At 47.9% G+C, this 22,273-nt stretch carries 22 protein-coding genes; 15 read left to right on the top strand and 7 right to left on the bottom strand.

Annotated elements, in window-relative coordinates:
- The first annotated feature begins 34 nt into the window (after positions 1-34).
- Genes LZP69_RS06810 through LZP69_RS06795 form a run of 4 tightly spaced genes read left to right on the top strand, consistent with a single transcriptional unit; the run spans position 35 to position 3,873 of the window.
- A complete protein-coding gene (locus LZP69_RS06810) occupies positions 35-292 on the top strand; it encodes a chaperone NapD (RefSeq protein ID WP_234199438.1) in 258 nt (85 codons plus the stop codon).
- Positions 293-294: 2 nt separating this feature from the next.
- Entirely contained in the window at positions 295-2,784 is a 2,490-nt protein-coding gene (napA, locus tag LZP69_RS06805; RefSeq protein WP_234199582.1) for a nitrate reductase catalytic subunit NapA, read from the top strand.
- Between the two features lie 11 nt (positions 2,785-2,795).
- Positions 2,796-3,275 (top strand): nitrate reductase cytochrome c-type subunit, encoded by a 480-nt coding sequence (locus tag LZP69_RS06800; RefSeq protein WP_234199436.1) that lies wholly within the window; start codon positions 2,796-2,798, stop codon positions 3,273-3,275.
- Positions 3,276-3,285: 10 nt separating this feature from the next.
- Positions 3,286-3,873 carry a cytochrome c3 family protein gene (locus tag LZP69_RS06795; RefSeq protein WP_234199435.1) on the top strand — a complete coding sequence of 196 codons (588 nt, stop codon included), beginning with the start codon at positions 3,286-3,288 and terminating at the stop codon, positions 3,871-3,873.
- Between the two features lie 157 nt (positions 3,874-4,030).
- Here LZP69_RS06795 and ilvN read toward each other — a convergent pair whose 3' ends face one another.
- From ilvN to LZP69_RS06775, 4 genes are all read right to left on the bottom strand, one after another.
- Positions 4,031-4,525, bottom strand: a complete 495-nt coding sequence (gene ilvN, locus LZP69_RS06790) for an acetolactate synthase small subunit (protein WP_234199434.1) — start codon at positions 4,523-4,525, stop codon at positions 4,031-4,033.
- The gene (locus LZP69_RS06785; protein WP_234199433.1) at positions 4,525-6,246 is read right to left on the bottom strand and encodes an acetolactate synthase 3 large subunit; all 1,722 of its coding nucleotides are present in this window, start codon (positions 6,244-6,246) and stop codon (positions 4,525-4,527) included. Before LZP69_RS06785 ends, ilvN begins: the two co-directional genes overlap by 1 nt.
- A gap of 346 nt (positions 6,247-6,592) precedes the next feature.
- Positions 6,593-7,738 carry a multidrug effflux MFS transporter gene (locus tag LZP69_RS06780; RefSeq protein WP_234199580.1) on the bottom strand — a complete coding sequence of 382 codons (1,146 nt, stop codon included), beginning with the start codon at positions 7,736-7,738 and terminating at the stop codon, positions 6,593-6,595.
- A gap of 315 nt (positions 7,739-8,053) precedes the next feature.
- The gene (locus LZP69_RS06775) at positions 8,054-8,710 is read right to left on the bottom strand and encodes a glutathione S-transferase (protein ID WP_234199432.1); all 657 of its coding nucleotides are present in this window, start codon (positions 8,708-8,710) and stop codon (positions 8,054-8,056) included.
- A gap of 190 nt (positions 8,711-8,900) precedes the next feature.
- On the opposite strand from LZP69_RS06775, the gene trhO reads away from it, so the two are divergent.
- The 11 genes from trhO to LZP69_RS06720 all read left to right on the top strand — a co-directional run bounded on the left by trhO (position 8,901) and on the right by LZP69_RS06720 (position 17,873).
- Positions 8,901-9,884 (top strand): oxygen-dependent tRNA uridine(34) hydroxylase TrhO, encoded by a 984-nt coding sequence (gene trhO / locus LZP69_RS06770; protein ID WP_234199431.1) that lies wholly within the window; start codon positions 8,901-8,903, stop codon positions 9,882-9,884.
- Positions 9,885-10,181: 297 nt separating this feature from the next.
- Positions 10,182-11,561, top strand: coding sequence for a molecular chaperone (gene yegD, locus LZP69_RS06765; RefSeq protein WP_234199430.1), 1,380 nt, complete (start codon positions 10,182-10,184; stop codon positions 11,559-11,561).
- 915 nt (positions 11,562-12,476) lie between these two features.
- Positions 12,477-12,809 carry a hypothetical protein gene (locus tag LZP69_RS06760; RefSeq protein ID WP_234199428.1) on the top strand — a complete coding sequence of 111 codons (333 nt, stop codon included), beginning with the start codon at positions 12,477-12,479 and terminating at the stop codon, positions 12,807-12,809.
- A 111-nt stretch (positions 12,810-12,920) separates the two neighbouring features.
- Entirely contained in the window at positions 12,921-14,066 is a 1,146-nt protein-coding gene (locus LZP69_RS06755; protein WP_234199426.1) for a YaaC family protein, read from the top strand.
- 148 nt (positions 14,067-14,214) lie between these two features.
- Positions 14,215-14,535 (top strand): hypothetical protein, encoded by a 321-nt coding sequence (locus LZP69_RS06750; RefSeq protein ID WP_234199425.1) that lies wholly within the window; start codon positions 14,215-14,217, stop codon positions 14,533-14,535.
- A 162-nt stretch (positions 14,536-14,697) separates the two neighbouring features.
- A complete protein-coding gene (locus LZP69_RS06745; RefSeq protein ID WP_234199424.1) occupies positions 14,698-15,240 on the top strand; it encodes a GNAT family N-acetyltransferase in 543 nt (180 codons plus the stop codon).
- Positions 15,241-15,322: 82 nt separating this feature from the next.
- Entirely contained in the window at positions 15,323-15,832 is a 510-nt protein-coding gene (locus LZP69_RS06740) for a DUF3465 domain-containing protein (RefSeq protein WP_267962010.1), read from the top strand.
- Positions 15,833-15,891: 59 nt separating this feature from the next.
- The gene (locus LZP69_RS06735; protein ID WP_234199423.1) at positions 15,892-16,101 is read left to right on the top strand and encodes a GDCCVxC domain-containing (seleno)protein; all 210 of its coding nucleotides are present in this window, start codon (positions 15,892-15,894) and stop codon (positions 16,099-16,101) included.
- 42 nt (positions 16,102-16,143) lie between these two features.
- Positions 16,144-16,461: a heavy metal-binding domain-containing protein gene (locus LZP69_RS06730; RefSeq protein ID WP_234199422.1), complete on the top strand. Its 318-nt coding sequence runs from the start codon at positions 16,144-16,146 to the stop codon at positions 16,459-16,461.
- Positions 16,462-16,490: 29 nt separating this feature from the next.
- Entirely contained in the window at positions 16,491-17,186 is a 696-nt protein-coding gene (locus tag LZP69_RS06725; protein WP_234199421.1) for a class I SAM-dependent methyltransferase, read from the top strand.
- A gap of 174 nt (positions 17,187-17,360) precedes the next feature.
- Positions 17,361-17,873, top strand: coding sequence for a CreA family protein (locus tag LZP69_RS06720; protein WP_442800670.1), 513 nt, complete (start codon positions 17,361-17,363; stop codon positions 17,871-17,873).
- A 109-nt stretch (positions 17,874-17,982) separates the two neighbouring features.
- Here the strand turns inward: LZP69_RS06720 and LZP69_RS06715 are convergent, their stop codons facing one another.
- From LZP69_RS06715 to pdsR, 3 genes are all read right to left on the bottom strand, one after another.
- Positions 17,983-19,155, bottom strand: coding sequence for a cystathionine beta-lyase (locus LZP69_RS06715; protein ID WP_234199419.1), 1,173 nt, complete (start codon positions 19,153-19,155; stop codon positions 17,983-17,985).
- A gap of 171 nt (positions 19,156-19,326) precedes the next feature.
- Positions 19,327-21,501 (bottom strand): proteobacterial dedicated sortase system histidine kinase, encoded by a 2,175-nt coding sequence (gene pdsS, locus LZP69_RS06710; RefSeq protein WP_234199418.1) that lies wholly within the window; start codon positions 21,499-21,501, stop codon positions 19,327-19,329.
- On the bottom strand, positions 21,502-22,191 hold the full coding sequence (gene pdsR, locus LZP69_RS06705) for a proteobacterial dedicated sortase system response regulator (RefSeq protein WP_234199417.1): 690 nt from the start codon (positions 22,189-22,191) through the stop codon (positions 21,502-21,504).
- Positions 22,192-22,273: the final 82 nt, after the last annotated feature.

Here is a 22,273-nt window from a genome sequence, read left to right as displayed (position 1 = left end):
ATAAAAATATCCCTAAAACTAGAGTGTAAATATCATGAGCAATGAACTGCACGTTACGAGTCTTGTGGTTCAGGTTAAACCTGAATTCATGTCCAGGGTCAGGCAGACAATTATGAAAATGAACAATGCAGAGTTGTCTGTTAATGATGAGGTCAAACTTGTCGTAGTGTTGGAAAGCATGACTCAAAAAGGGCTGATGGCTGATATTGAGGCGATAAACAAGATTGAGGGCGTATTGTCGGCAGCCATGGTCTATCACCAGAGTGAAGTGCTTGAAGAGGTTGAACAATGAAGATGAATCGACGCGAATTTATGAAGGCAAATGCAGCCGTTGCTGCAGCCTCGGTGGCTGGATTGGCCTTACCGGCAACGGCAAGTAATCTGATCACCAGTTCTGAGCAAACAAAACTGGAGTGGAATAAGGCCCCTTGCCGTTTCTGTGGTACTGGGTGTTCTGTGATTGTTGCTACCCGCGATGGCAAAGTGGTGGCGACCCATGGCGATGCCGAGAGCGAAGTTAACCGTGGCCTGAACTGTATCAAGGGATATTTCCTTTCCAAGATCATGTATGGCAAGGACAGATTGCAGAGCCCTATGCTGCGCATGACTAACGGCAAATATGACAAACAGGGGGAATTCACACCTGTTAGCTGGGATACGGCTTTCGATACCATGGCCGAAAAATGGAAACAAACCATTAAGAAAAAAGGTCCAACAGCGATCGGTATGTTTGGCTCAGGGCAGTGGACTGTGTGGGAAGGCTATGCAGCCTCTAAGCTGATGAAGGCGGGTTTTGGTTCCAACAACATAGATCCTAACGCGCGCCACTGTATGGCTTCTGCCGTTGGGGGCTTTATGCGCACCTTTGGTATCGATGAGCCAATGGGCTGTTATGATGACATGGAAAACGCCGATGCTTTCGTGCTGTGGGGTTCGAACATGGCTGAGATGCACCCGATTTTGTGGAGCCGAGTGACCGACCGTCGTCTCAGCGCCCCCCATGTGAAGGTGTCAGTCCTGTCGACCTTTACCCACAGATCTTTCGATTTAGCCGATCTCGGCATAGTGTTCACGCCGCAAACCGATCTTGCCATTCTCAACTTTATCGCCAACTACATAATTCAAAACGATGCGGTGAACTGGGATTTTGTCAACAAGCATATTAACTTCAGAAAGGGCGAAACAGACATAGGTTATGGCCTGCGTCCCTCGCATCCGCTGCAGCAGAAGGCCAAAAACGTCAAGACGGCGGGTAATTCCACTCCGATAGATTTCGATGCCTTTAAGGCCTTCGTTGCCGATTATGATGTGACCTCTGTCAGTAAACTCTCGGGAGTACCCGAAGACAAGTTGATCGAGCTGGCCAAATTGTACGCCGATCCCAATGTGAAGGTGACCTCTTTCTGGACCATGGGCTTTAACCAGCATACCCGTGGTGTGTGGTGTAACAACCTTATCTATAACATTCATCTACTTACAGGTAAGATCTCCACTCCTGGCAACAGCCCCTTCTCGCTGACCGGACAGCCTTCGGCCTGCGGCACCGCACGTGAAGTCGGTACCTTTTCACACCGTCTGCCTGCGGACATGGTAGTCAGCAATCCTGAGCATAGAAAGATTGCCGAAAAGATTTGGAAAATTCCTGATGGCATCATTCCGCCTAAGCCGGGTTATCACGCGGTAGAGCAGAACCGTCGCCTGAAAGATGGCGATATGAATGTCTACTGGGTGCAGGTGAATAACAATATGCAGGCCGGGCCGAATATTAATGAGGAGGGCTTACCCGGATACCGTAATCCAGAAAACTTCATTGTGGTCTCGGATGCTTATCCCACCGTCACGACTCAGGCGGCGGATCTTATTTTGCCAACGGCTATGTGGGTCGAGAAAGAGGGGGCTTATGGTAATGCCGAACGCCGTACTCAGTTCTGGCATCAGATGGTGAAAGCGCCGGGTGAGTCACGTTCAGATCTCTGGCAGTTAATGGAGTTCTCTAAGCGTTTCACTACCGATGAAGTCTGGCCACAGACTGTGCTGGATGCCAATCCAGAATATAAAGGCAAGACACTGTTCCAAGTGCTGTATCAAAATGGCAATGTGGATAAATTCCCCTTGGCACAGATAGACGCGCATTATATGAATGATGAGGCCAATCACTTTGGTTTCTACATCCAAAAAGGCTTATTCGAAGAGTACGCCACTTTCGGTCGTGGTCATGGCCATGATCTGGCTGATTTCGATACCTATCATGAAGTTCATGGTTTACGTTGGCCCGTGGTCAACGGCAAAGAGACCAAGTGGCGTTTCCGTGAGGGAAGCGATCCCTATGTCAAGCCTGGTAAAGGGTTTGAGTTTTACGGCAAACCCGATGGTAAGGCGGTTATCTATGCCTTGCCTTATGAGCCTGCCGCAGAATCACCCGATGATGAGTATGATATCTGGTTGTCTACCGGACGTGTGCTTGAACATTGGCATTCGGGTTCGATGACACAGCGCGTACCTGAACTCTATCGCGCCTTCCCCGACGCTGTCTGTTTTATGCATCCGGATGATGCCAAGAAACGTGGCCTGCGTCGTGGCGATGAGGTGAGGGTGATCTCCCGTCGTGGCGAGATCAAGACTCGGGTGGAGACCCGTGGTCGTAACAAGCCACCTGTGGGGTTAGTGTTTGTTCCCTGGTTCGATGCGAGTCAACTGATCAACAAGGTGACCCTGGATGCAACCGATCCTTTGTCTAAGCAGACTGACTTTAAGAAGTGTGCAGTCAAAGTGGTTAAGGCATAAGGAGAATCATAATGAAAACATTGAAATTTGTTACCTTTGCAACCTTAGTGAGCCTTTCGGTTGGTGCGGCATTTAGCACTAGTGCTGCAGGTGTGCCCGAAGAGAAAATTGCCACCTTAAGACAGGCGCCGCTGGATATGAACCCTACGCCACCTGTGATGCAAAAAGTGCTCAATAAAGACGTTAAACAGGTGCGTAACTACCCAATGCAACCACCTGTTATTCCACATAAAATAGATAATTACCAGATAGATCTTAAGGTCAATAAATGCATGTCTTGTCATGCGCGTAAGCGCATTGGGGATTCACAGGCGCCTATGGTGAGCGTGACTCACTATATGGACAGGGAAAACAACTTTTTGGCAGATTTATCCCCAAGGCGTTATTTCTGCACCCAGTGTCATGTGCCACAGCTCGATGCTAAAACCTTAGTGGAGAATGAGTTTATTGATATTGACCATCTGATTAAAACTGACGCGAACAAGCACTAGGAGCTGCCATATGTTAGATAAGCTGAAAAAAATCTGGCAGGTATTAAATAAGCCAAGTGTGCACTATAGCTTAGGTTTTCTGACTTTAGGTGGGTTTATTGCTGGGGTGATCTTTTGGGGGGGGTTTAATACTGCGCTCGAAGCGACCAATCAGGAGGCCTTCTGTATTGGCTGCCATGAAATGGAAAATAACGTGTATCAGGAGTTGCAATCGACGATACACTTTACTAACCGTAGTGGTGTTCGCGCGACGTGTCCAGATTGCCATGTGCCGCATAATTGGACCGATAAGATAGCCCGTAAGATGCAGGCATCAAAGGAGGTATGGGGAAAACTGTTTGGCACCATTAATACCCGTGACAAGTTTGAGGCGAAACGTCGAGAACTGGCCGAGCATGAATGGGAGCGGCTAAAGGCTAACGATTCGCTCGAATGTCGTAACTGCCATAATTTCGATTACATGGACTTTACTCGCCAGTCTACACGTGCGGCTAATATGCACTCCACATCATTAGCCAGTGGCGAAAAAACCTGTATCGATTGTCATAAGGGTATTGCTCATCATCTGCCCGATATGAAAGGAGTCGAAGGTTTCTAACCTTAGCTTCATCTCCAAGCCAAAATGCCGGTCTTCATCTCACCGGCATTTTTTATTCTGCGTGTGAGCAAATGTCTGATGAGTCTGGATGTATGATGAGAGTGAAAACGTCAGCACTAGGCTGACGTTTGTGGGATGCTAAGTTGGCTTGTAAAAACTAAGCGCGCATCACCTTGTCGCCACGGCACAGACCAACAACCCCAGAGCGTGAGACCTCGATAACCTTAGTCACTTCGCCTATCGCTGTGATAAAGGCGTCCAGTTTCTCGCTGGTGCCTGTCATCTGTATGGTATAGAGCTCGGCGGTGACATCCACTATCTGGCCACGAAAGATATCAGCAGTACGTTTCACCTCTTCGCGCCCGGCGCCCTTGGCTTTTACCTTCACCAGAGCGATTTCTCGCTCGATATGGTTAGACTGAGTGATGTTGGAGACTTTGAGAATATCAATCAGCTTATGCAGCTGTTTCTCTATCTGCTCCAGCACAGCATCATCGGCCACTAGGGTGATATTGAGTCGCGAAAGCGTAATGTCGTCGGTTGGCGCCACAGTTAAGCTTTCGATGTTATAGCCACGCTGTGAGAAAAGTCCTACCACGCGAGACAAAGCGCCGGGTTGGTTTTCGAGTAATACAGAAATAATTCGACGCATCAGCTTCTCTCCGTTTTGCTTAGCCACATCTCGTTCATGCCGCCACCACGGATATGCATGGGGTAAACGTGCTCTGTTTCATCGACGCTGATATCGACAAACACAAGTTTGTCTTTCATGGCCAGCGCCTGGGCAAGTTTGGATTCCAGCTCGGCCGGATCGCTGATGGTCATACCCACATGGCCGTAGGCTTCGGCGATTTTGGCAAAATTTGGCACAGAATCCATATAGGAGTGGGAGTGACGTCCCGAGTAGATCATATCCTGCCACTGTTTCACCATGCCAAGGAAACGGTTGTTCAGGTTGATGATTTTAACCGGGGTGTCATATTGCAGTGCGGTTGAAAGCTCCTGAATATTCATCTGAATCGAACCGTCACCTGTCACACAGATCACGGTTTCTTCCGGCATGGCCAGTTTAACGCCCATGGATGCAGGTAAGCCAAATCCCATGGTGCCAAGGCCGCCAGAGTTGATCCAGCGACGTGGCTTATTAAAGGGGTAATAGAGGGCGGCAAACATCTGATGCTGGCCCACGTCCGATGCCACATAGGCATCGCCATGGGTCAGCTTATGCAAGGTCTCGATGACATGTTGAGGCTTGATACGCGAGCTTGTGGTGTCATAGGCAAGACTCTTTCTTGCTCGCCACTGGTTTATCGCTTGCCACCAGTTATTGACTGCGCTCTTATCGTTTTGCATCTCTTGGTGCTCATCGAGCTGGGCGAGCATCTCATCGAGCACATTATCCGCCGAGCCCACGATAGGGATATCCACCTTGATGGTTTTGGATATCGAGGAGGGGTCTATATCGATATGCAGTATGGTGGCATTAGGACAATATTTTTCCACGTTATTTGTGGTGCGATCATCGAAACGTACCCCGATCCCGAAGATAAGATCGCTGTTGTGCATGGCCATGTTAGCCTCATAACAGCCGTGCATCCCCAGCATGCCAAGACTGTTATTATGGGTGCCGGGAAAGGCGCCAAGCCCCATTAAGGTACTGACAACGGGAATGTTTAACTTTTCAGCCAGGGCTAAAATCTGCTTGTCACAGCCAGAGATCACCGCGCCGCCGCCGACATAGAGTACAGGCTTTTTGGCTGCCAGCAGGGCTTTTAGACCGCGCTTAATCTGCCCCTTATGCCCGCTTGTGGTGGGGTTATAGGAGCGCATATTGATCGCATCTGGGTATTGATACTCGTGTAATATTTGAGGATTTAAGCAATCCTTTGGCAGGTCGACCACCACAGGGCCTGGACGACCACTGGCGGCGATATAGAAGGCTTTTTTAATGATATTGGGGATCTCTTTGGCATCGGTCACCAGAAAGCTGTGTTTTACCACAGGGCGGGAGATCCCTATCATGTCGCACTCTTGAAAGGCATCATTGCCTATCAGGTTGCTGGGCACCTGACCCGATAACACCACTAAGGGGATAGAGTCCATGTAGGCGGTAGCGATACCGGTAATGGCGTTGGTTGCCCCTGGGCCGGATGTCACCAGCACGACGCCAACTTTGCCCGTTGCGCGGGCATAGCCATCGGCCATGTGTACAGCGGCTTGTTCGTGCCTGACGAGAATATGTTCTATGCCGGATTTTTGATGAAGTGCATCGTAGATGTCGAGCACTGAGCCACCTGGGTAGCCGAATATGTGTTTAACGCCTTCGTCGATCAAGGATCTGACGATCATGCTGGCGCCGGATAACTTCTCCATTTTTGATCCCTCATAAGTTACCGCTACGGTATGCAGTATCTTGATACAGCGACGGTAATCGCTACAAAAAAAGTTTGAAGGGTAATTCAAACTCGTTTTCACCCAGTTATGGTAGCGGCCTGAGCCTTTGGGTGACCGTTCATATTGAACGAAAATTCATCATATAAAAAAATGATGTTTATTCAAGCCTTTTGTTGCGATTTTTTTTATCTTTTTGGAACAATCTGTTGGATTGATCCTGTTTTCATAGCATGAGTGCTGTTAGGGGGATGTGATGTGGCATGTGAAGTGGTAAGTGAGTTGGTATGTCAAGTAAGGGTGAGAGGCCAGTTTATGCCTGGCCAATTTATCCCTGACGCGATCGTCCGGTGAAGAGTTGAAACACGCCAACCAGCACTACGGCGGACAACATGAGTGCGGAAAACGGCACGGCTGTGCCGCTATAAAACAGTGCTAATAGTGGACCTGCCAATGCGCCGACTCCAAAACGCAGAGTGCCAATCACGGCCGTAGCTGTGCCGGTTTCATGCTGAAATTTCATCAAGACAATGGCATCGGCATTGACCGACATTATGCCTAAAAATCCCATCAAGGGGATGAGCGCCGCGACTGTGTAGTGGTAACTCAGCCCAAGTAGATTGACAGTGACTAACAGCGCCCCGGCTAGGGTAGCCAGCAGGGTTGCCACCCTTAGCATACGGCGGGAACCGAAGCGAGACACTATGCGGCTGTTGATGATATTGGCCAGCATCAAGGCGCCGACATTGGTACTAAAAAGAATGGCAAACAGGGATTTATCCAGTCCAAACACTTCCATATAGACAAAAGGGGACGCAGTCAGATAGCAGAAAAAGGCAAAAGAGGTCATCATGCCGCTGGCAATATGGAGTTTGACCCCCGGCTTAGTAAAGACCACGGCGTAGGCGCCAAAGAAAGACTTTTTACTGCGGGTTTCACTCTGGCTGTCTGACGGCATCTTGAGCTTAGTAAAGACCAAGAGCAGTAAGGCAAAGGCGTAGAATGCCAGAATAAAGAAGATCAGATGCCATTCGCCCAGTTCGAGGATCAAGCTACCTAGGGTGGGGGCGATCAGTGGCGCCAGCATCATGATAAGGCTGACATAGGACATCCCTTTGGCCGTGTTATTGCCGTAAACTTCTTTGATGTAACTGGGCACCACAACCGTAGCCGCAGCGCCGATAAAGGCCTGCACAAAACGTAGGCCTAAGAAGAGTTCGACATTGTTGACAAAACCGAGCGCCAGGCTGACCAGCATAAACCCTGTAAGCCCGAGCAGCACCAGAGGACGGCGGCCAATTCTGTCGGCGATGGGGCCAAAGGTCAGCATGCCCAGGCCATAACCCGCAAGATACAGACTCAAAGACTGCTGCACTGTGGTGATATTGGAGTGAAAACTGTCCGCTAATGTCGCCATGGCGGGCAGATACATGTCGATTGCCAGCGGCGTGATGGCCACAATCGCCGATAACATAGGGATCAATAGCCTAAGATCAGGCGTCAAAAGGGTTTGTTGGCTGGTCGCTCTGTTCACTCATACCTCGGTACAACGAATGGATCATCAATAAAAAGGTGAAAATGGCGATAATGTTTGACCGCGAATTCAACTGCAACGGAGTCAATTTCGGAGCCTATTTCGGCAAGAGGGTCATTGTAAGGGATCTGGATTAAGTTTGGCTAATGTTTTATTTCGGCCAAATTTGTGGGTTGTCTCACCTAAGCTTGGGCAACTTTCCCCTCCATATTAGCGCCATTTCTGTCACGCATCTATTACGCTTAGCCATGGCTGTTAATCCGATTGACCAAAGATAAACTCCTCGCCGCTGCTAAGCCAAGTGGGGTATTTTTGCATCGCCTGTGTAAACGGCTCGCTGCTTAAATGTGCATCCAGCCAAGTGCGAACATTAGGGTATGGGGCTTGCTGCCACCAGGTTAAATCGACAAGGGCAAACTGGCGGATAAAGGGGAAGATGGCGATATCGGCGATAGATATATGACAGCTCACAAGCTGAGGATTGTGCGTGAGTAAGGCTTCTAACTTTGCAATAAAAACCTCCCCTTGGCGGCGATAATCGCTCTGGCTATGTTCTGGATACCTATCAAAGTATTTGTATCTGTCTAGGCAAGGCTTGAACTCATTATCGTTTTGCCAGATCAGCTGCTTGGCAAGGCTCCTCTGCTCTGCGCTATTGGTAAGGAGTAGATCGGCGCTGTCATTCAGACTAAGGGCCCACTTAAGGATAGGCAGGCTTTCATCTATCACCTCGCCACTGGCTAAAATCATCACAGGCACAGTGCCTTTTGGGCTGGCTTGCAGCATAGCTTCCGGCTTGTGTTTCAGCACTATCTCACGCAATCGCACCGTTTGTCTGGCATATAAGATCCCAAGTCTTGCCCGCATGGCATAAGGGCAGCGACGAAACGAATACAGCAGGGGATAGGCCATAGTTTTTCCTTTAGTTTTAGACAAGAGCGAGGGCGATTAAAGCAGGGAATCTAATATCCCTACTTTTTGTGCCTGTTTATTGCGGTGTGATTTAGATAGAATTCGCGCAAATTTATGTGCTTTATATCACATTTTGTTGTTCATGTTTTATTGCGCTGGGGATTAAGCCTCAGAGAGCAGAGAGGAAGTTATGTCTCAGGTTGTTGTTTGTGCCTTATACAAGTTTGTTTCACTCCCCGACTATACCCGTTTGCAGCAACCCTTGCTGCAGCAGATGCAGCAGTTGGCTATCAAGGGTACCTTGCTGCTGGCAAGTGAAGGAATTAACGGCACAGTTGCCGGCTCACAAAATGGTATCGATGAACTGCTTGCCTGGCTGGAGCAGCAGCCCGGCCTGGAAAATATCGTCCATAAACTCTCATTTGACGACGAGATGCCTTTCTATCGCACTAAGGTGAAACTTAAGAAAGAGATAGTCACCATGGGCGTTGAAGGGATAGATCCCCGTAAAGTGGTGGGCACCTATGTGAAGCCGAAAGAGTGGAATCAGCTGATCTCAGATCCCGATGTGCTGCTTATCGATACCCGTAACGATTACGAGGTGGGAATAGGCACCTTTAAGAATGCCGTCGATCCCAAGACGCAAACCTTCAGAGAGTTTCCTGAGTACGTGAAAAATAACCTCGACCCAGCCAAACATAAGAAAGTGGCCATGTTCTGTACAGGCGGCATACGTTGTGAAAAGTCCACCGCTTATCTAAAAGAGCAGGGATTTGATGAGGTGTATCACCTCGAAGGCGGCGTGCTTAAGTATCTTGAAGAGGTGGGGCCTGAAGAGAGTCTGTGGCAAGGCGAGTGTTTCGTTTTCGATAACCGGGTGTCGGTGAATCACAAGCTGGAAAAGGGGCAGTACGATCAGTGTAATGCCTGTCGTTTACCTATTACCGAGGCGGATAAGGCAAGTAGCGCCTACGTTAAAGGGGTCAGTTGTCCCCATTGTATCGATAAGGTGAGTGATAAACAGCGCAAGCGTTTTAGCGAGCGTGAGCGCCAGGTTGAGTTGGCAAAAGCGCGAGGTGAATCCCATATCGGCAGTGATGTGAATAGCGTAATTAAACAGCGCCGCAGTGAAAAACTCGAATTAAAACAAGCGCAGCAGAGTAAAGAAAACTAATCCAGCTCTTTATTTTGTGATCTTAGTCAATTTTTTCTGCAGAAAATGGACTATGGGCTATAATTAAATTACTGCTACAGGCAGGTCGGTTTGGGTGTTCTGTCTGTATCTCCTGCAGGGTTGATAGGGTATTGGTTGGCGTTGGTTTTCTCTATCAGCTTCTTTAAAAAAGAAGAGCGAGTGTTGTGTTAAGCAAGACTCGCTTTTTTTATTTCCTCAATTTATCCATCAGTCCGATTGGCCTTTGAATGTCGATATGCTATTTTGCACGGCTTTTTCGCTGTGGGAACTTTTAGTATGTTTGTGGGATTCGATTACGGCAGTGCCAACTGCGCCGTTGGCGTGATAGAGCAAGGCGAGGTAAAGCTGTTGCCTTTATCGGGGGATTCTAATTATCTGGTATCGACCCTATATGCTTTCGATCGCGATCTGATCAGCGAAGCCGTCTATCGTGCCCTGCCACAAGCGCAGCAGGCAGAATATGCCAAGCTGCGTTCAGCCGAATTGAGCCGCGCCCGCGCCGCCCGCCAGGCATTGGATCTTGAACCAAATGAACAGGCCGTTTTTGTCGGCGATGAGGCGGTAAAACAGTATCTTGAGATGCCAGAAGAGGGCTTTTATGTCCGCTCACCGAAATCCTTTCTAGGAGCAACGGGTCTGCGGGTCGATCAGGTGGCGCTGTTTGAGGATATAGTCACCATCATGATGCTGCACATTAAAGCCTGTGCAGATAAGTTGCTTGCTGCTAAAGGTGAGACAATTACCCACGGGGTTATCGGAAGACCTGTTAATTTTCAGGGCATTGGCGGTGAAGAGAGTAATCGTCAGGCGGAGCAGATCTTAACTAGGGCCGCACATCGAGCCGGGTTTACTCAGGTGGATTTTCTGTTTGAACCCATTGCCGCAGGCATGGATTTTGAAGCCAGTCTTCAAAGTGATCAAACCGTGCTGGTGGTGGATGTGGGCGGCGGTACCACTGACTGCTCAGTGGTGAAGATGGGCCCATCTCATATAAAGAAGCGCGATAGAAGTGATGATTTTCTCGGTCACAGCGGTCAGCGCATCGGCGGTAATGATCTGGATATCGCGCTTGCTATGAAGGCCTTTATGCCTCATTTGGGCTTGCACAGTAAAATGGTTAATGGCCTGCCAGTACCCAGCAAGCCTTTCTGGAATGCGGTCGCTGTGAATGATATCAGTGCACAGCGCGATTTTTCCTCCCTTACTAGCGCCACCCTGATAAAAGATCTTATCAAGGATGCGGAGCGCGCCGATCTGTTACATCTGCTACTCAAAGTACAGCGGGACCATCTGGGTTATCGTATGGTCAGAAGTGCCGAACAGGTGAAAATTGCGCTTTCTGACCGTGAGCAAACCCGTCAGTCGTTAAGCTATATCGCTGCAGGACTTGAGGCCTGTGTGGATCAAGCTCAGTTTATCGAGGCGATTGCTCAGCCTATAAATCAGATCCAAAATCTGATGGCTCAAGCGCTGGCGCCCGCCAATACTGAGCCGGATCTTATCTATGTCACAGGCGGCAGCGCCAAAAGTCCCGCCATCTATAACGCCATTGCAGCGTGTTATCCAGGCATAGAGATAGTCGTTGGCGATCACTTTGGCAGTGTGACAGCCGGCTTGACAAGGTGGGCACAAAGGCGCTTTGCCGGCGAGCTTTAATCAAATGAGCTTAACGGCATGAGCTTAATGGCATCAGCTTAAGCTGCTTGCCTTTAGGGTAGTCTTTAGATGGCCACTTTAGAGGTATTGAATGCAAGGTTAACCAATTGAAATTAGAAGTAATAAAGTCTTATTTGGGCTAATAAAACTTCATGTTGAGTTTTAAGGTATCGCACTAAAACGTTTATCCCCCAAAGTGATGCAAGGAAGTGATTATCACTCTGTGATTATAGTTCTGTGTTTATTGTCATTGTTTCCCCAGTGACACGCCGCCCCTTGATTTCAAAAGAAGCTTCCCTGAGGGCTCTACTAAAACATCCTTGTTTTAGAAGGTCACTGGCAGCAACAATGCCAATATTAGCTAGCCTTTCAGCGATTAAATCTAACAAGAATTTGCCCCAAAGTGTGGTAAGGAAGTGATTGTCGAGCTGTGTTTATTGTCATTGTTTCCCCAGTGACACGCCGCCCCTTGATTTCAAAAGAAGCTTCCCTGAGGGCTCTACTAAAACATCCTTGTTTTAGAAGGTCACTGATACCAACAATGCCAATATTAACTAGCCTTTCAGTGATTCAATCTAACAAGAATTTTGTGCCAAAGGATTTTAGCAAGTTGCCCTCGGAGCAGTAACGAACGGGCTTTCAGGCCTAGCAATTTTCATCGCTATACCCGTGTGATGTAATTCACTACTTCCCATCAAAAAACTGGATAAGTATACAGTCATATTAAAATCATAAGGATTTTGAGTGGTTATCATCCTGTATTCGTGCGCGTTTTTCCCGATGGTATATTTAGCAAAATGCTGATAAGTTCATAATACACAGATAGTTAACTGTGCGCGTTTTTACTGGTCCAACGAGGAAAACGTGCATGCGCACGAATAAAATGTTAGGTGTTCTTTAGGAATTGAGTCAATTATGGATAGCAGTGAAGAAAGCTACAAAGGCAAGATAAGGAATCAAGTTGGTAACATTGCAGTAGTTGCTGCATTAAATATTGGCTTTGCTTTCTTCGATACATCGATATTGATTGACGTCGCAATAATTACTTTTTTTGGCGCACTCATTTACCTGTACAACTCCAGAATTGCCGCATTAGGGATCATAGTATTTGGCTGTGTAGCAATGTACTTACAATTACCCAATTATTCAGATGCAGGGGGTTGGCGTTTGGCTGCTCTTGCATGGTTAGTCGTCGCAGGCTTAATTTCTCTTTATTACTCCGCTAAATATCATGCTCAAAACACCTAACAAGTTGCTAAATTTCGTTCGTAAACTCACTGGGAAAATTACTGCTGGCCGTTCCGGCCAATACGCAGTATTTTCCCATTAGCAAAGCGTTAAATTTAAAAGGAGTATAACTTGGAGTGGATCACTTGCGAAAATACCTATGAAGAGTCTTGGCGTAGACTATTGGAATTTGCGAATGTCGAGCTTGCAGTAGAGGCGATTGGTTCAATTCATGGTGAGCCTAACAAGTCAACATTAGCTAATTATAAAAAGCAGGCAGAACAAGCTCGCGTTGCTCTTCTACAAGCCAAAGAATATTTCGAAGCTGCTAAAGTATCTTCGTTATATACGCAGCCAAATCACCTATATTATGGTTCTGTGGCGCTTTCAACTGCTTGTATGCTGATTCGAGGAGATGGTAGAAAATCACTTGATTATTTAAGGCAAGACTCTAAAAATTCAAGCCATGGACTAGATTTTACATTTTCTTCAGATATTAAGCGTTCGAAAGTGGGGCTAAGTTTACTAGATAATAGCTACGTGAAAATTTGTCCAAATGGCCATTTTTCAAACTGGTATGACACTTTGATGTCTACTCAAAAGCTTGCTGCAATAAAGCACCTTAGAACTATTCATGGTTCCCAGAGAAACATGGATTACATCGGTAGTTATAACATTCCATACTTCTCCGAATTAAAAGGTCTGAAAAAAGACTTAATGTTTTTACTTACACGTTTACCGGACCTGCATGCAGATTTGGGCCGGTATGGTATTGCTGTAGAAGGAGCAAGAGGGGAACTCCACTTTTATAGTGATGAGATTAATAAGCAACAATATAGTGAGTTTGTATTTCATTCGTCACCCTCTCATAATGCGTTTATTAAGGTAGTTGAAAGCTTTGTATGTGATGAAGGAGTAAACTTTGAATATCTTTTTAATGCTGAAGGCCGTTCGGGTGTTGTAAGTACAAGAAAAGATAAAAATTGGGCATTTTCTTTTCCAGACTCTAGAACTACTTTGGATCACAAAACTATTTATTTCGCTGAACCTATTGGTACTCCAGAAGTTGTTGATTTGTTTTTGGTTAGCTATGCATTGAGTATGTTATCAAGATATTTCCCAGATATATGGATTTCTTTTCTAGAATCTCACTGTAAGGGTTCTAAGCTCGTAGAAAGAATTGTTCGGGTGCTCTATCTTAAAATGCCAAATTTGATGCTTAATCAAATCACGGGAAGTGAGCTGGTAATATCAAACCATAGACCACCTTGGCATTAAATTTAACAAGGCGCTTAAGCCGGACTGCAAACCTGTAGCGGTTTTGGTTCAATTGGGTAGAGTGTTTACGGTGGTTATTTTGGGTTTGGTGGTGTTTGCAGCCACTTAGCTTAGCGTTAAATTGCTTCTAAACATTCGAGGTCACAAAATGATTAAAATTGAAATCAATGGTGAGACAACGGATTTTTCAAATACTAACCCTAGTTGGATTACCAAGAATATAGTAGGGCGACAAAAAGAAGGTATTCCGATATACATTAGAATATTTATCGAATTAGATAATATCAATGTCACACTTTCTTGTGGTGATAGTCCTACTGGTGGTAGTGGCGGTGGTGGTAGTGGCGGTGGTGGTAGAGCGCCAAACGAAAAAGAAGCGGAGATTCTATCTTTGTGGCACGAGAAGCAATGTTCACAAAAGCCAATAAATCCAGGGCGTATTATTGAATTTTTGAAGCATTTTAGCTAGGCGCGCAACCAGCAATTTAACAAGGCGCAGCAGACACAGTTTAGTTGGGCGTGTGCAGTTTAATGTTAAATATACGCTGGTGCAATGGCTAGGTGCTGCTGTGCTAGTCGTTATCCATACAAATTTTAATCCGAAATCCACAAATTAAAGTTTGAGGGTGAAATGTCGATAGTGGATGTGTGTCAAACCCAGAGGCTGATAGTCAGGCGCTTTACGCTTACCGATGGCGACTTTATTGTGCGTTTGTTAAACGATAGCGCTTTTATCCGTTATATCGGTGATAAAGGCGTGCGCACGCCGGATGATGCGATTAACTATCTGCAAACTGGTCCATTGGCCAGTTATCGGCAGCATGGTTTTGGCTTGAGTCTGGTGCAGCTTAAAGAGAGTGCAACGCCAATCGGAATGTGCGGACTACTTAAACGCAATGAGCTGCAATTTCCAGATTTAGGTTTCGCCTTTCTGCCGGCGTTTTGTGGCCAGGGATATGCCCATGAGGCCGCAGCCGAAGTATTACGGGCAGGCGTTGCCGACCACAAGCTTGAACGGGTGCAGGCGGTAACTTTGCCCGATAATCTCTCCTCTAACCGTTTACTGGTTAAACTGGGCTTCGATTTAATCGGCTCGGCTCACCTTTATGGCTCGCAAAATAACCTGTATGAATATACTGTTATCAATGAGATAAAACCTGATGCCAGTAAATAACGCGCTTGTGTAAATAAGGCTATGATGATGGCCAGGGATTAAAGATTGAGGCCAGGGATTAAAGATTGAGGACAGGGATGAGATGAAAAACCTATTGATAGTTTTGCTGATAGTGGCGCTGGCCTATGGTTATTTTGACGGCTTTCGAGATGATTTTAATGACGATTATCGAGACGGTTTTCAGAGTGAGTTCTACGATAAAGAGTCCTTATCAGATGAGCCACAACCGGGCATAGGGGGTGTCAGTCAGGCCGGTCTCGCCGAGCAGAAACTGAGCCATGCCTTTCAAACCAAACAGAGTGATCTTCAGATAGCGGGCCAGGGTATTGTGGCTCGCGTGCTGTCTGACGATCTTCAGGGGAGCCGGCATCAGCGATTTATCTTGCGGTTATCATCGGGTCAGACCTTGCTTATCGCCCATAATATTGATCTTGCGCCGCGCATTGATGGGCTCAGAGAAGGGGATAGTGTGAGTTTTTATGGTGAGTATGAGTGGAACCCCAAAGGGGGCGTCATACATTGGACTCATCATGATCCCAAAGGACGTCATGAAGGCGGTTGGTTAAAACACAATGGCAAGATTTATCAGTAGCGGGTTATTGTGCTTAGATGAAATATGGATGAAACAGGGACAATTTGAGGTAACAGGCCATGAAAGTGGAACTGAGCTCGCAGCTTGTCTGCCCCAAGTGCGGCCACAAGCACACAGAGATAATGCCAACAGACAGCTGTTGGTTTTTCTATCAGTGCAAAGCCTGTGGTGAGTGGCTAAACCCCTTACCCGGTGACTGTTGTGTATTTTGTTCATTTGGCTCAGTGCCTTGCCCACCAATTCAACTTAAGGGAAAATGCTGTGGTTAAGCCGTTTACCTTTAGCCGAAAATGACCAATCAGGAGACAGTGATGCAATATACAACTACAGAATCCATTGCCGGGGTTGAGATAACGACATCGCTTGGGGTTGTGATAGGGAATGTGGTGCAGTCTAAGCATGTGGGGCGAGATATTATGGCGAGCCTGAAAGGGATTGTTGGCGGTGAGTTAAAAGGCTATACCGAGATGCTAACCGATGCCCGCACCATAGCTATCGAGCGTATGCTGGCCGAGGCCAGAGATTTAGGGGCCGATGCTGTGGTGGGTGTGCGCTTTACCACAAGTTCCATCACAGAGGGCGCATCAGAAGTGATGGCCTTTGGCACAGCAGTTAACCTGTTGAAGTAATTGCTGATATTTTTATATGTGAGGAAACGATGACACAAGATGAAATTACGGCGTTGTTTGATCAACAGGCGGCAAACTATGATAACCAATGGGTCAAGACAGCGCCAATCCGTCACTGTTTACATCTACTTCTAGGCTCTTTATTTGCTGAACTACCTACTCAGGCCAAGATCCTTTGTGTTGGTGTGGGGACAGGAGATGAGCTACTGTATTTGGCTGAGAAATTCCCTGAATTTAGTTTTACTTTGGTCGAGCCTTCTGGCCCTATGCTGGAGGTTTGTCGTCAGCGCGCCGAGCAGGAGGGGATCACTTTCCGCTGTGATTTTTATCAGGGCTATGTGGAGTCGATTTCAACCGAAGTTTTACATGATGCTGCGACCTGTTTTTTAGTATCTCAGTTTATGTTAGATACAGAGCAACGCAGAGGATTCTTTACTGAAATCGCCCGTCGCCTCAAACCCAATGGTCTGTTGGCAAGCACTGATTTAGCATCCGATATCAACTCTCCTGAGTATCAGGTGTTACTTAGTGCCTGGATGAACATGATGTCGAGCGCAGAACTGACGTCAGAAGTGATAGAGCGGATGCGTTCTGCCTATGCCAATGACGTCGGTGTGTTGGAGCCTTCGGCAGTGGCTACGATTATCTCATCCGCTGGGTTTAAGTTGCCTGTGCCATTTTTTCAAGCTGGCTTAATTCACGGTTGGTTATCTCGACGCGTATAGAAGTAATGGTACGGGAAAGTGATCTGATATTTTGCATGAGTACTCAAGGGATGGTAAGCGTAATATTGATGTATAAGGGGCTGCGATATTCTTTGAACCCTGCTACATAACCTAAGGTCGGTGATGATGCATTTGCCGCGGTGCAGATGTCGTTGGAATAAGATGAAACTATTAATGAGAAAATTATTGAATGTAAAGACTTTATCGCTTGCATTTTTAGGTACATTGCTGAGCGGCTGTGGCGATGATGTGGGCAAGGTCAGTCTGGGGTTGTTTACCACTAAGGATGTGATCATCGAGGCGCAGCAAGATCCTAAAGTGCCCGGCGTCACCTGTCATATCAGCCGTATAGAGGCCAATCTGGATTTTGCCGATCCTTCTGATATGGGGATCGCCTGTCGCCAGACCGGGCCTATCAGCGCGAGCCATCTTGCCAATATAGATAAGAGCAAACAGGGCGAAGTGGTGTTTAAAGCTTCCCTTAGCGTACTGTTTAAAGTACTGAAAGTCAGGCGTATTTATGATGCTGAGCATCAGACTTTGATCTATCTTTCCTATTCGACCAAAGAGACAGACGGCAGCCATAAACACGCCATCTCGACCGTGCCCTTGTATGGCACGGATGCCTGGCAGGCGCCGGACCAAACGGCCGAGAAAAAGACTGAGGCTAAGACCTCAGCCAATTAGTTTATTGCTTTTGGCAAATAAAAATGAGGGCTTAAGTGCCCTCATTTTTGTCTTAGCATCCGTATTATTTATGCGAGTTAAAACCAATGTGAGTTGAAATCAATGCAAGTTATAGTGCCCGATTAAACCGCTCAAATCCCCGCTCGAGATCGGCGATTAAGTCATCCGGGTTTTCCAGGCCGATATGCAGGCGGATGAGGGGTTTACTGCTGTCCCAGTGAGTGGCGGTGCGCAGCTTGTCTATGCCGAATACGCCTAGGATGAGACTCTCATAGCCGCCCCAGGAGAAGCCCATCTTAAACAGCTGCATATTCTCGACAAAGGCGGTGACCGACTTAAGGTTACCCTGTTTGAGCACGAAGGAAAACAGGCCGTTTGAGGCAGTAAAATCCCGTTTAAAAAACTCATGGCCAGGACAGGTCTCAAAGGCCGGGTGGCGAATATGATCCACCTCGGGGCGGCTTGCCAGCCAGTTAGCGACTTTAAGGGCATTTTGTTCATGCTGCGCCATACGCACGGCTAAGGTTCTAAGGCCGCGACTGGCCAGATAGATATCATCAGCAGAGGTGCATTGCCCCATCAGGTAGCTGTTTTCTCGCAGTTGATCCCAGTGCGCTTGGTTTGCCGTGGCCGTGCCTAGCATCACATCCGAGTGACCAACGATATATTTAGTTGCCGCCTGAATCGAGATATCCACGCCCATCTCAAAGGGGCGGGAGTTGATGGGAGAGGCCCAGGTATTGTCCAGCATCACAGTGAGCCCATGTTCATGGGCGATTTGGCAGAGGGTCGGCACATCCTGTACTTCCATGGTGATAGAGCCGGGAGATTCCAGAAACAGCACGCGAGTATTGGGGCGGATCAGTTCGCGTATGCCTGCACCAATCAGGGGATCATAATAGGTGGTTTCTATGCCAAAACCTTTGAGCATTTTGTCACATAAGTCGCGGGTCGGCTCGTAGGCGCTGTCGACCATCAATAGATGATCGCCAGCCTTGAGAAATGAGAGTAGGGCGCCGGAAATGGCCGCTGAACCCGAAGGATAGAGTGCGGTGCCCACACCGCCTTCGAGCTGGGCAATCGCTTCTTGAAAGGCAAAATGGGTTGGTGTGCCGCGCCGGCCATAAAACATCTCACCCTTGGCGCGGTTCTGGGCAGCGAAACGCATCTCTTCCATGGTCTCGAAGACGATAGTGGATGCACGGTACACGGGGGGGTTGATCACCCCTTTACTCCATTTTTTATCTCTTCCTACGCTGACAATTTGTGTCTCTTTTTTCATAGGGCTATCTCACGACTGATTGCTGGTTTTAGCCATCTTAACATCTAAACGGCTAAATTAAAGGGTTAAATTAAAGAGCGATATCGAATTTTGTGCCTATCTCTATCTCACTTAATATGTCTCACTCATTATCTTTCGCTCATAATGTCTCGCTAATGCCGTTCGGCTCTGTTATGCCGAGTCTAAAGGAAGCGTCACACTAAAAACCACGCCAATTGGCTGATTATCAGAGATGCTGTCTTGGGCTGTGATCCTGCCTTGATGGAACTCGGCGATCAGGCGCGCAATATAGAGCCCCAGTCCCAGGTGCGGCTTGCTCTGGCTCTTTTGCTGCCTGACCGACACCATAGACTCGAAGATCTGCTCGCCCATGTCCGGTGGCAGCGCCGGCCCCTGATTATAGACGCTTAATATTGCGCTGCGGCCTTTGGCCATTAGGGCGACCTCGATGGCGCTGTCTGTTTCACAAAACTCGATGGCATTGGCGATCAACTTATCCATCAGCTGAGCGATATACTCGGGGACGCCTTGCATCATAAGGGGGTCATCACAAAGATTAAGAGTAAAGCGCTGCTTAGGGTAGGTTAGCTGATAGCCCTGCATGCAGCCGGAGATCACCTGCTTCAGAGGAAAACGGCTCAGTTCGGCGTGGGCAAGCGCCTCTTCGAGACGGGTCGCTTCGCTCATGCTGTTAAGAATAAGGTTTAAGCGACTGACTCCCTCCTGGGCGCGATCCACATATTTCTGCTGAGATTCTCCTAACCCCTGGGCACCTAAGTGTTCCAGTGAACTGCGTACCACGGCAACCGGGGTGCGCAGTTCATGGGAAAGGCGAGATGACATGTTTTCAAGATAATGATTGTACTGGCTAAGGCGGCTGACAATGTTGGCAAAACTGCGGGAAAGATCTCCTATCTCATCCCTGTTTTTATCCGCCTCTATGGCTTGTTTGATGCGCCCTTGGCTGTCGATAGCGTGCTCTGCCTGATCCCTGAGTCTGCGAATGCGGCTAGAGATACTGGAAGCGAAGAAGAAGAGCGCCAGGGTACCCATGCTCATAGTGGTCAGGATCACATTAAACAGCTTCTCTAATGCCTTGTTACGCAGGGTACGGATCCCGTGAGTGGTTTCTTCGGCGATCACTACACCCATCACCTTATCATCGATCCAGATGGGGCTGGCCGCCGCTAACACCACGGCTTTACCGTCTGGTGTTAAGCGCCAGGTTGAGGCTAACTGTCCTTTAAGGGCCTTTTGAATATGGCTGCCCTCAAGCACGGTCGAATCTTTTAGAGAGTCGATAAAATCCTTGGGCGGCTTAGTGAGGATACGATAGTAGAGAGGCGTGAGGAAATGATCCTTAAAACGTCCCCAATAACTGCTATCTTGCGGCTCTTGACTGGCCTGAGCCCAAACATTGGCACTGCTGTGAATGTCGCCGGATCTGGCCAGCACACGCCCATGGGTGTCCACGACCCAGATACGTGAGCTGTTGTGACTCATCCCTTTGATTATGCTTTCAATTTCAGGTGATGGCACCAGAACAGTGCCTAGTGAGTCGAGATCATTGGTGCCCGAGGTGCCTATGATGCTGACCACACTGCGCTTTTTAGGGTCGTCCACATCGGCGATGGCAAAGCCCAGCTTACTGCCCAGCATCTCCAGAGGAATTCGTAGCTCAATATTGTATCCGGCCTGAGTTTTTAACCATTTCCCCTGAATTCTCACCTCTGGCGTCACTGGGGTAGATAGTGATGGATCTAGTGGCAGCTCAAAGGCGCTTATCCAGCCATCTTCTATGGTCGCGACAATGTAACGGCGAAACTGTCCATCCGGGGTCTGGGTGGCGATGGCTAAGTGATCGTTGCTGTCTATGCTTAGGCTGTTTTTACCGCGATAGATCACCTGGGGATCTTTGACCTCAAAAAAGCCGTAGAGATAGCCGCCATACTTGCCCACCATATGGTTGAAGCTTAAGTTGAGCGGCGCTTTCTCATCGGCCTGAAAGAGCAGGTGCTCTTTGCCATAGTGCAGACTCTTAGCGCGATATTGGCTCCAGTCATTGAGTTTACCGTCAAGCTGAATGGCACTGTTTAGCGGATAGGCGTAAAGATCCCGCCCCTGTTTCACCTGAGAGAGAAAACTTGCTTGTTTATCAAACAGTTTTGGCCTTTCATGCAGAGCAGTCGCCAGTGCCTGTGTCGTGCCTTCGAGGGTATTTTCCTGGCCGTGCCTTAGGTATTTTTCCATCTCCCACACATATTGGTAACCCAGCCAGGGCAGGCAGAGCAGAAACACAGAGAGTATGGCGACTTTGGTGCGTAGCCCAAATGGGAGATTAAACATCTAGCCTTGAGGATCCCAGCGATAGCCCATGCCGTACACAGTATCGATACAGTTAAACTCAGGATCTTGTGCGATAAATTTTTTACGAATTCGTTTCACATGGGAGGTGATAGTGCTGTCATCCACATAGATCTTGGCATCCTGCATCAGTGCCTGACGGCTGCGAACATGGCCAGGATGTTTTGCTAAGGCATGTACCATCCAAAATTCGGTCACAGTCAATTCTATGGGGCTCTGTCGCCAGTGAACCTGAATGCGATTGACATCTATGGTCAGTTCGCCATGGGTAATTAACTGAGTCGCCTGCTGACTGTGCTGCACCTCTGAGCGGCGAAACAGCGCGGCTAGCCTAGCCAGCAGGTGCGGGAAGCTGACCTCTTTACTCAGGTAGTCATCGGCGCCGAGTCTGAGGCCGCAGACAGTATCAAAATCGCTGTCTCTGGCGGTCAAAAAGAGGATAGGCAGGTTGCTTGATAGGGCGCGTAGCGACTGACACAAGGTAAAACCGCCATCAATTTCATCCTCAAGGCCGATATCGATGATCGCCAGATCCGGCAGACGCAGGTTAAAGGCCTGCATGGCACTGTGGCGATTGGCATAGGCCTGGACACTGTAGCCTTGTTGCTGCAGCACCTCTTTATAATTTTCCCGAATGGCAGTTTCATCTTCTACGATTGCGATGCGTTTCATCTAGGGCCTGACTCTTTCCATTGACGCTTAAGTTGTGACTATACAGCAAATTGGCCCTGATAGAAGTGCAGGTAAGCGATTG

The sequence above is a fragment of the Shewanella sp. AS1 genome, assembly GCF_021412565.1.
Lineage (GTDB): Bacteria > Pseudomonadota > Gammaproteobacteria > Enterobacterales > Shewanellaceae > Shewanella.
Note: the sequence above shows the minus strand (reverse complement) of the source record. Positions and strands in the feature narration are given on the sequence as shown.